Annotated in this window: 15 protein-coding genes, 1 tRNA gene and 1 pseudogene; 8 read left to right on the top strand and 9 right to left on the bottom strand. The window is 38.5% G+C overall.

Annotated elements, in window-relative coordinates:
* Nucleotides 1–801, top strand: a complete 801-nt coding sequence (locus tag O2942_05805; protein ID MDA0781762.1) for an undecaprenyl-diphosphate phosphatase — start codon at nucleotides 1–3, stop codon at nucleotides 799–801.
* Here the strand turns inward: O2942_05805 and murC are convergent.
* A complete protein-coding gene (gene murC / locus O2942_05800) occupies nucleotides 776–2,239 on the bottom strand; it encodes a UDP-N-acetylmuramate--L-alanine ligase (GenBank protein MDA0781761.1) in 1,464 nt (487 codons plus the stop codon). The genes O2942_05805 and murC overlap by 26 nt on opposite strands.
* A 272-nt stretch (nucleotides 2,240–2,511) precedes the next feature.
* On the opposite strand from murC, the gene O2942_05795 reads away from it, so the two are divergent.
* Nucleotides 2,512–2,961, top strand: a complete 450-nt coding sequence (locus O2942_05795; GenBank protein MDA0781760.1) for a hypothetical protein — start codon at nucleotides 2,512–2,514, stop codon at nucleotides 2,959–2,961.
* 108 nt (nucleotides 2,962–3,069) lie between these two features.
* On the opposite strand, the gene rpmE is transcribed toward O2942_05795, so the two are convergent.
* From rpmE to O2942_05775, 4 genes are all read right to left on the bottom strand, one after another.
* Nucleotides 3,070–3,354, bottom strand: a complete 285-nt coding sequence (rpmE, locus tag O2942_05790; protein MDA0781759.1) for a 50S ribosomal protein L31 — start codon at nucleotides 3,352–3,354, stop codon at nucleotides 3,070–3,072.
* 84 nt (nucleotides 3,355–3,438) lie between these two features.
* Entirely contained in the window at nucleotides 3,439–4,110 is a 672-nt protein-coding gene (locus O2942_05785) for a hypothetical protein (GenBank protein MDA0781758.1), read from the bottom strand.
* A gap of 104 nt (nucleotides 4,111–4,214) precedes the next feature.
* Nucleotides 4,215–6,449, bottom strand: a complete 2,235-nt coding sequence (locus tag O2942_05780) for a primosomal protein N' (GenBank protein ID MDA0781757.1) — start codon at nucleotides 6,447–6,449, stop codon at nucleotides 4,215–4,217.
* A 124-nt stretch (nucleotides 6,450–6,573) separates the two neighbouring features.
* Nucleotides 6,574–7,038, bottom strand: coding sequence for an ABZJ_00895 family protein (locus tag O2942_05775; GenBank protein ID MDA0781756.1), 465 nt, complete (start codon nucleotides 7,036–7,038; stop codon nucleotides 6,574–6,576).
* 105 nt (nucleotides 7,039–7,143) lie between these two features.
* Here O2942_05775 and O2942_05770 point away from each other — a divergent pair, with 105 nt between their 5' ends.
* From O2942_05770 to O2942_05755, 4 genes and pseudogenes are all read left to right on the top strand, one after another.
* Entirely contained in the window at nucleotides 7,144–8,454 is a 1,311-nt protein-coding gene (locus tag O2942_05770) for a YdbH domain-containing protein (GenBank protein ID MDA0781755.1), read from the top strand.
* Between the two features lie 4 nt (nucleotides 8,455–8,458).
* A complete protein-coding gene (locus tag O2942_05765) occupies nucleotides 8,459–8,647 on the top strand; it encodes a YnbE family lipoprotein (protein MDA0781754.1) in 189 nt (62 codons plus the stop codon).
* Nucleotides 8,648–8,660: 13 nt separating this feature from the next.
* A complete protein-coding gene (locus tag O2942_05760; GenBank protein ID MDA0781753.1) occupies nucleotides 8,661–8,987 on the top strand; it encodes a YdbL family protein in 327 nt (108 codons plus the stop codon).
* A 12-nt stretch (nucleotides 8,988–8,999) separates the two neighbouring features.
* Nucleotides 9,000–10,463: pseudogene (locus O2942_05755) on the top strand (putative DNA binding domain-containing protein).
* A gap of 390 nt (nucleotides 10,464–10,853) precedes the next feature.
* Here the strand turns inward: O2942_05755 and O2942_05750 are convergent.
* Nucleotides 10,854–10,928: transfer RNA gene (locus O2942_05750), tRNA-Thr, on the bottom strand.
* 127 nt (nucleotides 10,929–11,055) lie between these two features.
* On the opposite strand from O2942_05750, the gene O2942_05745 reads away from it, so the two are divergent.
* The gene (locus tag O2942_05745; GenBank protein MDA0781752.1) at nucleotides 11,056–11,184 is read left to right on the top strand and encodes a hypothetical protein; all 129 of its coding nucleotides are present in this window, start codon (nucleotides 11,056–11,058) and stop codon (nucleotides 11,182–11,184) included.
* A complete protein-coding gene (locus O2942_05740) occupies nucleotides 11,181–11,627 on the top strand; it encodes a Rap1a/Tai family immunity protein (GenBank protein MDA0781751.1) in 447 nt (148 codons plus the stop codon). Before O2942_05745 ends, O2942_05740 begins: the two co-directional genes overlap by 4 nt.
* A gap of 105 nt (nucleotides 11,628–11,732) precedes the next feature.
* On the opposite strand, the gene O2942_05735 is transcribed toward O2942_05740, so the two are convergent.
* Genes O2942_05735 through O2942_05725 form a run of 3 tightly spaced genes read right to left on the bottom strand, consistent with a single transcriptional unit; the run spans nucleotide 11,733 to nucleotide 13,908 of the window.
* Nucleotides 11,733–12,155, bottom strand: coding sequence for a flagellar FliJ family protein (locus O2942_05735; protein ID MDA0781750.1), 423 nt, complete (start codon nucleotides 12,153–12,155; stop codon nucleotides 11,733–11,735).
* On the bottom strand, nucleotides 12,152–12,802 hold the full coding sequence (locus O2942_05730; GenBank protein ID MDA0781749.1) for a DnaA/Hda family protein: 651 nt from the start codon (nucleotides 12,800–12,802) through the stop codon (nucleotides 12,152–12,154). Before O2942_05730 ends, O2942_05735 begins: the two co-directional genes overlap by 4 nt.
* A gap of 2 nt (nucleotides 12,803–12,804) precedes the next feature.
* Nucleotides 12,805–13,908, bottom strand: a complete 1,104-nt coding sequence (locus O2942_05725; GenBank protein ID MDA0781748.1) for an AI-2E family transporter — start codon at nucleotides 13,906–13,908, stop codon at nucleotides 12,805–12,807.
* Between the last annotated feature and the right edge of the window lie 7 nt (nucleotides 13,909–13,915).

The raw sequence follows: 13,915 nt of genomic DNA, 5'->3' as shown, positions 1-13,915 counted from the left end.
ATGGATATAAAAATCGCATTACTGGCACTGTTACTCGGTATTGTTGAAGGATTAACGGAATTTATCCCCGTATCATCGACGGGACACCTTATACTGTTAATTGATATCCTGAAATTCAAAGGCCCCGAAGGTAAGGTTTTTGAAATAGTCATACAGCTTGGGGCTATTCTTGCCGTTTGCTGGCTTTACAGGAAAAAACTTATCGAGGTGCTGATAGGTCTGCCAAAACAAAAGGAAGCTCAAAAGTTCGCATTTAATATTACTCTGGCGTTTCTACCTGCCGCGGTACTTGGGGTTATGTTCCATAGTTTTATTAAGGAAGTTCTGTTCTCGCCCACGGTTGTATCTATCAGTCTTATTGTCGGTGGGATACTTATTCTTATTATAGAAAAAACCGCTCCGAAACCAAAATATGACTCCATTGAGAAAATATCGTTTAAAACAGCTATCATGATAGGATTTGCACAAGCACTTGCCATGATTCCCGGAACTTCCCGCTCCGGGGCTACTATAATGGGTTCGCTGCTTTTAAAGGTAGAAAGGAAGACCGCAACGGAATTCTCGTTTTTTCTAGCCATACCGACGATGCTGGGTGCTACCGTATATGACCTTTATAAAAACCGTGATATATTGTCGTTCGATAATGTGGCAATAATTGCAATAGGTTTCTTTGCTGCGTTCTTTGCTGCCCTTTTAGTAGTGAGAACCGTAATAAATTTTATAAGTAATCACGGATTCAAGCCGTTTGCCTATTACAGGATAGTGCTAGGAACCATTATGCTGATATTGCTGCACCATTAGATTCGGGCTTTAACTCCTTAAGCTGACCGGGAAGTTCATTCGCCCACAGGCTTATGCTTCCCGCACCAAGGCATACGACAACATCACCTGATTTAGCGTCCCTTTTTATTATTTGGGGTAATTCATCTTTTGATTCTAACGCAACCACGTTCTTATGCCCAGACTTCCTGATACCGTCCACCAGAGAATCGCGGTTAATGCCCTCAATAGGGGTTTCGCCTGCCTCATATATATCGCTTACGATAACCTCGTCAGCAAATGCAAAGCATGAGCAAAAATCACTAAACAGGTCTTTCACACGACTATAGCGGTGTGGTTGTACTACGGCAATAACATTGCCTTTAGTATCTTTAACCGTATCCTGTGCCGTTTTTAAAGTTACGGCAATCTCCTTGGGGTGATGACCGTAATCATCAATTATAGTAATACCGTTATATTCACCCGTTTTGGTAAAACGCCTCTTGATTCCCTGAAATTTACTAAAGCCGTTCAAAATAGTTTTATTATCAAACTCAAGCTCGGCAGCTACAGATATAGCGGCTAGTGAGTTCAATACATTGTGCTGTCCGGGCATAGGCAGGTGTATGTTCTTTATTTTTCTGGAACCGCCTTTTAGCTTATCGGATATTTCTACATCATACGTGCTGCCGCCTTTTTCAATGCGGATATTTTCAGCCCTCACATCAGCCTGCGTTTCTATTCCGTATGTAATTACTTTCCTGTCCTTTATCGTAGTTGCCAATGCACTTACTTCAGGGTGATCCTTGCACAAAACACCAAACCCGTAGAACGGTAAATTCTCAATGAAATTACGGAAAGACTTTTTCAAAACATCAAAAGTGCCGTAATGCTCCATATGCTCAGGGTCGATATTGGTTATAATGCCCACAGTGGCAGGTAATTTCAGGAACGTACCGTCAGATTCGTCAGCCTCGGCAATCAACCAGTCGCCATCACCTAAATGTGCATTAGTACCGTATCTATTTATAATACCGCCGTTAATAACGGTAGGGTCAAGGTTAGCGGCATCAAACATTGAAGTCACCATTGAAGTGGTGGTTGTCTTGCCGTGTGTTCCGGCTACTGCCACAGATAATTTCAAACGCATTATCTCGGCAAGCATCTCGGCACGCTGTATAATAGGTATGCGTCTTTCCCTGCCGGCTATTATTTCAGGGTTGGTATCCTTAATCGCCGATGATTTTACTATAACCTCGGCATCTTCCACATTCTCTTCTTTTTGACCGACTATAACCTTTATTCCAAGGGACTTTAATCTCTGCACGTTTGAGTTATTGGCAGAATCGGAGCCCTGTACGTTATAGCCGAGATTATGCAGTATCTCACAAATACCACTCATTCCTATTCCGCCCACTCCGATAAAGTGAATTATGCCGTTTCCTAAAAATGGTTTTATGGTCTTGCTGCTTAGTCTCATTAAAAATTTCCCTGTTTGAGATAGTTTTCCCCTGTATCTTTATAACAACTTCAAAATTCTTTTAAAAGCAAAATAAAGCTAAATATCTAATTAATTAGCCTAAAAACACGTAAAAAGCATCTTACGAGAATTCCATATATAAATAAAAATAAAAAAATATATAAGGCAGGTAACTATTTGTTAAGAAATTGGGTTTAATGTTGATATTATGAGGTTTAAAACTATTACATTTTTAGGCTCATATGGGAGAAACATCAATAAATAGTAGCGATATGATATACTTAAAAGCAGGTTTGATAGCCGTATTAATTACGTTTAGTTTTAATGCCAACTCTATAAACTGGCAAAAAGCCGGTGAAAGACACGGTAACGCAATATATTATTCCGATGACGGTAAAGGATATTACCGCAAAGTATCCGAGTCGGAGATAGCAAAAAAAGAAGAGCCGCAAGTCTATATAGTAGTAGATGAAAGCGGTTATTTTTACCATCATATTGATGAAAATGGCGGCGGAGGAAGTTATTCTTATACCGTTCCTGAAGGAGCCGAAGAATTATATGATGATAATCAAAACGTTCAGAACATAATTTACCACCCTAAGCATAAGGCTGTAAGTTATGATTATAGATGTCCTTGCGAAGGCAATCGTTCCGATGCCGAGATATCAAACAGTGAAGTGAACGTTTCAGCGTTATATCCGGTATATTTCGACAATCATTGATAACTAAAATTGATTCAGTATGATATACGAAATTATAGTAACTTTTTCTCGGCACTATAGTTCGGGTGGGTCGGAAAGTTGACAGCCGTAATATTATTATTTACGGAACTATTTTTCTGATTCGCCTTCCGCACTTTCGGCATTATTCGCACTCGCTGCTTGCTTCTTGGTAGAGAAGCTAATATTACCGAATTTCTTATTGAAGTCGGCAACACGACCTGCTTTCTTGTTAAGAACAGCCGTACCGCCCGTCCATGCAGGGTGAGTGTTTATGTCAATATCAAGCTGCAAAGTATCACCTTTTTTACCGTAAGTGGAACGGGTCTTGAAAGTGGTACCGTTAGTCATTTTTACTGTTATCTCGTGATAATCGGGATGTATGTCTTGTTTCATCTTATTCTCCTAGCGTCCATTTTTCATGGACAATTCATATAAGGGGTGTGTTTATACACTATTTTTTACTATAATCAAGAGTTATTATAACCTATAACGTGACTGCGACAATACCCGCTTGCGCCTTTCAAGCTCGGCCTGCATGTGCGGTCCTACGGCAACCAGATCCTTTTCGTAATCATATACCGTATCCATCATATCATATTTTTTTGTTTCTTTTGTCCTGAACAGTTTTAGCAATTCCGACATTCGATGCTGACCGCGTTTTTCAGCGTAGGCTATGTGGTGGAAATCAACTTCCATCTCAGGAAGTTCGAGAAGTTTTTCTATAAAAAAATAGTCCCCGGTATCTACCGCTATTTTAAGTAGATGCGGATTTTCCTCATCTTCTTTGTTGATATAGTCATCAAGATGCCCTTCTTCTGCGATAATCTTAATGACCTTGATGTTGCGTTCTACAGCAGCCATTTTGGCAGCGTCCAGCATTGTTGTTTTTGTTAGCTTATCACCACACTGCTTGATTATTTTTCTGACCAGCTCGGCTTCATTATGTACGGCGGCGGCTTTGAATATCTCTTCAACTATACGTGGGTCGATAGCCGCCGACCTTGCCTCAAGCAGTCCGGTGGCTATTTCTTCCTGCTCAAAAGTAACGGCGAACAAAAATAACGACCCGATACGACCGTCCTCAAGATGGGGGATTTGCCTTACGACACTTTCAACCTTGCCGTCAATTATATCACTTTCTATAGACATTAATATTTAGTCGGTATTATTTAAATTGAACATTTACATAATAATAACTGAAAAAATCATTTTTTAAATTATTAGTTTTATTTGGGAAGTGTTAGATATTCCGGCTACATAAAACTATAAGGGTCGATGTCTACTTTAACGGTAACAGATGCAGGGGTTTTTACTTGTGATAGCAGTTTGGATATCCATTTTTGGATATTAATATTACGCATGGTTTTTACCAGAATGCGGAAACGGTAATTGCCTCGCAGCATATATATGGTTGCAGGCACAGGTCCCATAACCCTAACTTTATCCTGTAGGGGGGCGGCTTTGACGATTGCCTTTGCAATATTTTGGGTAAGTCTTTCATTCTTGCCGGATATTATTATGGAAGCCAGCCTTGAATATGGGGGCATTTTCGTTTTCATGCGGCTTTGTATCTCGGTATTTATAAAATCGTCACGGCTGCCTGTGGAAAGTGACTTCATTACCGAATTATCGGGCATATAGCTTTGCATTATGACCGTGCCTTTTTGTTTTTCACGCCCTGCCCTGCCTGCTACCTGCTGCAATAACTGATATGTCTGTTCGGAGGCTCTAAGGTCTCCGCCTTCAAGCCCCAAATCGGCATCTATCACACCAACATGCGTAAGTTTCGGGAAGTGATGTCCTTTAGCTATGACCTGCGTCCCTACAATTATATCTACCTCGCCATCGGCAATTGACCTTAGAACTTCGGATACCTGCTTAGAACTCGTGATATTATCACCCGTCATAAGGCAAATCCTCGCCGTCGGAAAGAAGTCCTGTAATTCCTCAACTATCCTTTCCACCCCCGGACCACAGGAGACAAGTTTATCTTCCTTTAGACACTCAGGGCATTGTTCGGGTATATGCCGATTGAACCCGCAATGATGGCACATCAGCTTTTTGAAGCTTTTATGCTCTACCAGCCAGCTTGAGCAATCGGGGCATTTAAATCGGTATCCGCATTCACGGCAAAGAGTCAGCGGTGCGTATCCCCTCCTGTTTAAAAATAACAGTGATTGCCTGCCTGCTATTATGTTCTGTGCAAGCTGCTCCTTTAAAAATGATGATATCCACTTACCCGCCCTTAATTTTTCCTGCCGCATATCAACTATTTTAATATCGGGCATAACGGCTTCCCCAAAACGTGAATCAAGTTTTAAAACAGAATATTTACCTGACCTGACATTTTCTACCGTTTCAATTGAAGGTGTGGCAGATGCCAGTATTACGGGGCATTTTTCTATACCGGCACGCACAACCGCCATATCCCTTGCGTGGTATATTACTCCCTCCTCCTGCTTGTAAGAGCCGTCATGTTCCTCATCGACTATTATTGCCCTCAAATTCGTATATGGTAGGAACAATGCCGAGCGTGCGCCTATAATAAGCCTTGCCCTGCCGTGTGATATGTCACGCCAGTTCTTTTCTTTGCGTGTGAGAGTCAACCCTGAATGCCACTGAGTCGGCTCAAAGCCGAATTTTTGTTCAAAACGGTGTACTATCTGTGTTGTAAGTGCTATTTCAGGCAGCATTATCAAAATTTGCGAGCCTTCTATCTGCAATGCCTGCTCTATTGCTGAAAAATATACTTCCGTTTTGCCTGAGCCTGTAACGCCGTCTAACAATGTTGCACTGAATTTCTGTGCCTGTACTTTTTTACATAGCTCATCAGCGGCAATTTGCTGGCTAGCCGAAAGGTTTATGTCAAGTTTTGAGATATGGGGAATATCCCGCTTTGGCTCTATCAGGGTTATTTGCATAGCCCCTTTATCAACAAGTGTTTTTATGACTGATTTTCCGACAGTTGCCTGTTCTTCAATTTCACCTGCTGTCAGAGGCACGCCCGCCTCATTTAAAAGGCTTATTACCCGCATTCCGTGTTTACTGATTTTTATATCACTTAAAGCCTGTTTGTTAATCTCATAAGCGGTTATCTGCTTTTCATCTTCCAGTGCTTTAGGGCTGCTCATAGCCATTTTCAGCACCATGCCTTTTCCTGATAAGGTATAGTCTGCTACCCAATCTATGAATTTCATTAAATCGGGTGATAACGCTCCGGCATTGAGTTTTTTATTTATAGGTTTTATTTTATATTTGCCCGAATCGGAAATATCGGTTTGCCACACAACCCCGATTAAGGATTTATTACTAATACTTGCCTGAACAAAATCCCCTTCTTTGATATTAATATCGGTAGGCACGCTATATGTAAGCGGTTCGGGCAAGAACAGGGGAAAGAGTACTTTTACCAGATTAGTTTGCATAAGTTCCGTGTTTGTTGTTTTTTTATTGAGTATCTTAAAGTGACTATATGCTTTACAGGTCAAAAATTTGTCTTTCAAATAGTGTCATTCGCCGATTTAGTCGGCGAATCTATTTTATGCAATTATGGACTCACCGGTCAAGTCGGTGAATGACGGTATATTAATTTATAGAATATCCGGCATAACTTTAACTATCTTTATTTTTTTGTTTCATCAATATTTTCCCTGAAATAAAATATAAGAATGTCAGTAAAAAATAGTAAAATAAAACTACTAAACTTATTATCATTACCCATGCAAAAATGCTTATACTAACTAATATTTTCAATATATAGCCCCAAAGCTGTTCTCCGTCAGGACTCAGTAATATTATAAAAAGCAGTATAACAAGTGATATCAACGTGCTGATAATCAGGTTGGCTATCACCAATTTCTTACGTTCGGTTTTATCAGGCAGCCTTTGTTCATCATTGAAAAATCTACCTGCAACAAAATATATGCAGCCCATCATAATAACATTATCGGCAAAACTCCCGGAATCAATATCAAAAACCTGAGAAAGTATATTGATAAATGCTATACCCGCCCCATATGTCACGGCAAACAGGAGGTTGTACTTTTTTAAATTGATATTATTTTCTGTATTTTCCACTAACTACCATATTTCTACGCTGTTGTACATTTAAAGGCTGAACTCTATAATAAAAATGAAAAAATTATACTTAAAATATTAAAAATATTAGCGTAAAGTCATTATATGCGTTTTTTAAAATTTTTATTCATTGCTATTATAGTCTTATCCGGCATTTCGGTCACTGCCTATTTTACCATGCCTTGGAAAATATGGGTTGCAGAAGTCGTGCGTGACAAGCTGCAAGCCATGAATATTCCCATCGGTGATTTTAAAATAACAGATGTATCGTTAACGGGGATAAAGATATCCGATTTGCGTATAGATATGGAACCTGAAATATTTATTCCCGATATCAATATTAGTTACAACATAAAGGAAGCCGCTAACCTTAATTTTGATACTATAGAACTTAGCAGCTTCACATATATAATCCGATCAGGTGACAAGCCTTCAGGCGAACAGGGCGATATTTTTAAAAAAATTCCATCACCTGATATTTTCGCAAAGATACCCTTTAAAACCATCAAGGCAGATGAAATCCGGATTATATACAAGGATAAAAAGCACATAACCGCCAATTTTATTATCAAAGCCGAAATAAATACCGAATCACGATTGCTAACAGCTACTTTGAAATCAGGTAATATACTAGCAAATAACAGGTCATATAATATTGAAGGGGCGGTGTTATCTTTAACAACGGGCGAGCAGTTTTATATTATAGATGCCGCTATAAATAAAATATCTTTAGACAAGAACGAGCGAACTCCGGTAATATGGCTGCCTGTTTCCGTTTCAGCCAAAGGCTCTTTGGCGTCTTCTGGTCTGGAGCTTCAGATAAATGCTAAACACAAAATGTTTGCTATTAAAGGAATGCTGGTAAGCAATAATACAGGCACTTACGCCAAGAACATAAAAGCCGATATTGCCGAAGGTAGCCTGTCCGTTGCAAAACTACCTCTTGATAAAAAGAACTTTGAAACAAAGGTCGATATAAATTCCGTTTCGCTAGAAAAATTATTAAAGTTCGTTTTAAAAGATGATGAAACCGTGAAGGCTACAGGTAATATGTCGGGAACAATTCCTATAAGAAAAAACTCAAAAGGCTTTAGTTTTGAAGGGGCTAGTATGTACAACCTCACCGACGGTATTTTGTCATTAAGTGAAAAACATCTGGGTGCATTACCGCAAAATGTCGAACAGGTAAAAAATACAAGTGATTTATTGAAAAATTTTATGTATGATGACTTAAAGTTAATTACAGGTCAACATGACGGTAAGCCGGAAATAAGTGCAAAGCTTCGGGGAAATAACCCGAAAGTATATAATGGGGCGGTAGTTAATCTTAATATTAATTTCCGTGGAGATGTTATAGAGTCGATAAGTTCTATGCTGGGACTGGACGATATATCGCAATATAAACAGAACAGGTAATAAAATGAACCTATTAAAATATATCACATTAACGCTCATGGTTTTTACGCTTGCATGTACAAAGCATGAAGTAAAATTTCAGGCACCCGACAAGCCTATCGAGATAAACCTTAACATTAACATTGACCACAGGGTCAAAGTTGAGATTGAGAAGGATCTTGAAAAAGCAATGTCTAACTCGGATATTTTCTAAAGGAGAAATACAAATGAACATAGTTAGAAATTTTATAGTTGCAGTTACGGTTTTATTGTCCGCAAATATGGCAAATGCTCTAGACCTTGCCACCGCAAAGACAAACGGTTTGGTCGGTGAGCAAAATAACGGCTATATCGGTGCGGTAAAATCAGGTGATGAGGTTACATCACTTGTAGAGGAGATAAACGCAAAACGCAAAGAAGCATATAAGAATATTTCCGCCGAAAACGGTCAGCCTCTGGACGTTGTAGAAACCCTTGCCGCAAAAAAGTTATATGAAAAACTTCAGGCTTCCGAATATTATCAGTCAGCCGAAGGCAAGTGGTTGCAAAAGTGATTATTTAGAAATATGTCAAATATATCCTTGCCCTCATTAAGATACCTAATAAAAAGTTTCATTAGTTTACCTAAAGAAAGTGAATGGTTAGAATTTAAAGAAGGCAAGTGTCGTAATGATGAAATGGGAGAGTACATTTCTGCATTGTCTAATTCAGCAGCACTTCATAAAAAAGAAGCCGGTTATTTAATATTTGGAATTGACGATAGCAGTCACAATATATGTGGAACTAAATTTAAGCCGTCTCAAGAAAAAGTAGGCAACCAAGAGTTAGAAAGTTGGCTTATGAATTTACTTACTCCTCGTATTGATTTTACAATTCATGAGTTCTTATTTGAAGAAAAGCCGGTTGTAATTATTGAAATACCTCCGGCATGGCATCAGCCTGTTCGATTTAAAGATACGTCCTATATAAGAATTGGTAGTTATAAGAAAAAATTACAGGAGTATCCGGAAAAAGAACGCACATTGTGGGAGCAATCAAAACAAATAGTTTTTGAAAAGGGGCTTGCTGCAAAAGACTTAACTAATGATGATATTTTATCACTTTTAGACTATCCTAAATATTTTGAATTAACAGGTCAAAACTTACCTGAAAATAAGAGTCGTATTCTTGAATGCCTTGAGCAAGAAAAATTAATAAAAAAAAGCAAAAACAAATACCATATAACTAATTTAGGCGGAGTTCTACCGGCTAAAGATTTAAACAGCTTTGATCACCTGAGTAGAAAATCAATTCGGGTAATAATTTATGATGGAAATAACAGGGTACAAACAACCAAAGAACAAGTTGGAAAGAAGGGGTAAGCAGTAGGTTTTGAGAATATTATATCCTTTATAAATGACAAGTTACCAAGCAATGAAATTATTGGTCAAGCACTTAGAAAAGAAGTCAAGACTTACCCAGAATTAGCAATAAGAGAACTTGTAGCAAATGCATTAATTCACCAAAACTTTACTATAAGTGGAACCGGTCCAATGGTAGAAATATTCCAAGACCGAATTGAAATTACAAATCCCGGAGTTCCTCTAATAGATACGGATAGATTCTTAGACTCCCCACCACAATCAAGAAATGAAATACTAGCAAGATTCATGAGACGTATAAATATTTGCGAGGAACGAGGAACTGGAATCGATAAAGTATTATTTGAAATTGAAAAAGTACAATTGCCGGCTCCAAAGTTTTCAGTTGAACAAAACCATACCAGAATAACTATTTACGCATATAAAGCGCTGACGAAAATGAATAAAGAAGAAAAAATTAGAGCTTGTTATTGGCATGCTTGCTTGTGCCAAGAATCAAATCAATTAATGACAAACTCCTCACTTAGAGAACGCTTTGGCATTGAACAAAAGAATCAGGCAATAGTTTCGCGTATTATATCCGACACGTTAAAGAAAGGATTTATAAAGCCATCAGACCCAGACAACACCTCTCGCAAGCATGTTAAATATATACCTTTCTGGGCTTAACATTACCCATTCCATATATTATATTTTTTTATACCATAAAGCACTAAATCTTATTTGATGGTTATTTGATAAACTAAGCAACCATACTCCGTTCAGAAAAAGCCATTACCGAGCTAAAGCACTGATATAAAGGGGATAAATGCAACAACTTCGATTCTGACTTTATATGATTCTTATTTGATAAACAACGTAATTATAAAAAACTTTCATATTAACCAAAAAGGCACTAGATGGCTACCAAGCCAAACAAAACAAGTTAAAAGAAATTGATTAAATAACAAATTTACGCAAGGGTTACATTAGGCGTAAAATAGGCATAAGCTAAAAATTGTAATTTTGGGTGGGGCGTTGACGGGGCTATCAACACATTATTTTATAATACTTATAAAATGGTGCCACAGGGGAGAATTGAACTCCCGACCCCGTCATTACCAATGACGTGCTCTACCCCTGAGCTACTGCGGCTATCTTAATGCTTTTTTAACTAATATAAATTATTATTATAAAAAGATATTTATATTATTTTTTTATAAACTATAATTCTTTAAGGGGCGGAAATTTGCCACATCTTAATAATTAAGGCAAGCATTTTATGACAAAAGTTATAAAAGATAATAATATTAATAAAAAACAACCGCAATCATCAAGGTCTGCGGAAAATTTGCGTAAGAACCTCCTTAGAAGGAAAACTACACAAAAAAAACAGGAATCCGAAAAATGAGAACCATAATACTATCGTCATTATTTTTGATAATATCTACTTTTGTCTATGGAGAAAAGGCGGTTGCTGATGAGGGGCGTGCGGTAAAGGACGATGTAATAACCTCCGAACAGCCGTTGAAATCCGAGCCTAAAACGGCTCCTATAGTAAGGGCGGGGGATATATACGCATCTTGCCAGCATCACTTCGAGAATGTGTTCAATACTACGGAAAACATTGCAAAAAGAGCCTCATGTAACGGTTATTTTTTCGGGATAGGCGGGATATTGATAATACTTCAAGCAGAAAAGGCTAATACCAAAACGTGTATTCCGGAAGACATATCGGCACATGATCTTGCCAAAGTGTTCTTAGAATGGACTAAAAATCCTAAAAACGACCTCAATATATCCGCACCTGAGGCTACGATTATGGCTCTAAGGGAAAAATATAAATGTGATTAGCCCTTCTCTATAATTTCAAATGAGATCCCCCTATAATTTGCTTTGCAAATTCGGGGGATGACAGCATTGTTGAAAAGTTAATTTACCATAATTTGTGGACACTACCTACTGCCCGTTACGTTCTTTTAGGTAATTACTAATAGCAATCTCATCAAGGGCTTTTGAATCTCGGAGCTTTTGCTCTTTCAATATTTTAGCCAGTTTTTGCTGTTCTATTATTTCATATTTTTTTACTTCACCGAAAAGCTCGGCTATCTGTAATGTTATATTCTCAATCTGCAAGTTCAGGTCATTTAAGGCTAATTGCAGGTTTACCTGACGCCGGCTTATCAATTTTCGGTAATAGTCAAAGGTAATGCTCATCTCAGGATTTTTTACTGCAAAATCAAATTCTTTTGCAAGCTCGTCTTTCATTTTCTTTTGCCAGTTTATAAGCTGTTCTTTTTGCCCTTCAAGCTCTGCCAGTTCCTGACGCTTTTCATCTAGTGCCTGTTTATTTACCTTTATTATGGTCTGAATGCTTTTCATTGGTTTTCCAAAAGAGTCTTAACAAAAGGTATGGTGATATTTTTTTTCTGTTTAAGAGCCTCCTCATCAATGATATCGACCAATTTTTCTGCCGCTCGGAACGATCTTTCCATACGTGATACGATATATTTTATTACGTCCATATCAACCTTTAACTGCCTTGAGGCAAATTGTTTTACCAGTATCTGTCTGAGTATCTCGTCGTCAGGGTCACTTATGCCTATAGATGCAACCGCACCAAGTCTTGACTTGAGGTCTGCAAGTCGTATCTTCATATTTGACGGGCTGTTGCCTGCGGTCATCATAAGATATCCGCTATCTGCCTCTTTAACCATATTATAAAAATGCAGCAAGGCCGGTTCATCACATACTTTTTCCAGATCGTCCAGAAGATGGTTTTTAGACAGGTCAAAATTATTCGCATATATATCTTCAGCAGACAAAGATACGGCATTTGCATTTTTACACCATATTTTTGCAAGATGGGTCTTGCCACAGGATTCAGGACCATAAAGCAATAATATTTTCGAGTCCCACTGCGGCCATTTACTTATAAGAGAAAATGCGTTTATATTGGAATTAGATATGATGTAGTCATCTTCCCTTACGGGTATTTTTACTGACAAATCAAAGGATTCTTGTGGCATAACTAACCGTTACTTTTAGCCGCTCTCGGGCTTTTGGGTGTTTTTTTAGGTTTTTCAACTTTATAAAAAGAGCTTTTTAAATACTGTGCAAGCGAAAACCTTACCAACACACCGATTACGGCAGTTACTGGTATGGCAAGCAATATACCTAAGAAACCGAACATAGAAGCACCTGCCATCATTCCGAAGATTATCCAGACAGGGTGCAGCCCCACCTTATCACCTACAAGTTTAGGGGTAATGAAGTTCCCTTCTACTATCTGCCCTATAATAAATATTGATGCGACAATACCGACATCAATAATATTCCCGAATTGCAATACGGCAATAACCATGCCCACAACGAAACCGAACAACAGCCCTACATAAGGGATAAAAGACAATATGCCCGTAGCAAGACCTATCGCAAAGCCGAACTCAAGCCCGACAAGGCTTAACGCCACACCGTAGAAAGCTCCTAAAATAATACATACATTTGTTTGCCCTCTTATATAGCCTGAAAGGGTTTTGTCGATTTCATGGGCTTGCTCAAGAATAACCTTTTTATTATCGGCAGGCAGCCACCCCTTTACCTTCTCAAGTAACCTATCCCAATCACGCAGCATATAAAAAGTAACTATCGGGGTAACAAATAACAAAGACAGGATATTGACTACCGCAATCCCTGAGTTCCATATATTACCCATAACCTTTGTTACGAACCTGAAAGCGTAAGCGGATATCTCACTGACGGATTCCTTAGCCTTGTTTATGGCATCGGGATCAATCTGCTCTAATATGCTTGAGAATTTCGGCAAGAACTTTTCATTGGCAAGGGTAATATATTCGGGAATCTTCCTGAACATTGAAAGTAGCTGGTCATAGAGTATCGGAGCTACCAGCATTGCTATCAAAATTACCGTGACAAAAAATACACCGGTAATAATTAAAGTCGCAATTGAGCGTGATAAACCGAAATTCTCAAGTTTATCGGCGGCAGGGTCAAGAAAATAGGCAGCTATCATTGCAACTACGAACGGCAGTAAGATGCCGCTGACCATATACAAGAAGCCTCCAAGTAATGAAAAACCTATTAGCCAGAACAACAGCTTATCTCTTGTGTTCACTAAACCT

This window comes from Pseudomonadota bacterium, from assembly GCA_027620075.1.
In the GTDB taxonomy this organism is placed as follows: domain Bacteria; phylum Pseudomonadota; class Alphaproteobacteria; order Rickettsiales; family UBA6187; genus 1-14-0-20-39-49.
Note: the sequence above shows the minus strand (reverse complement) of the source record. Positions and strands in the feature narration are given on the sequence as shown.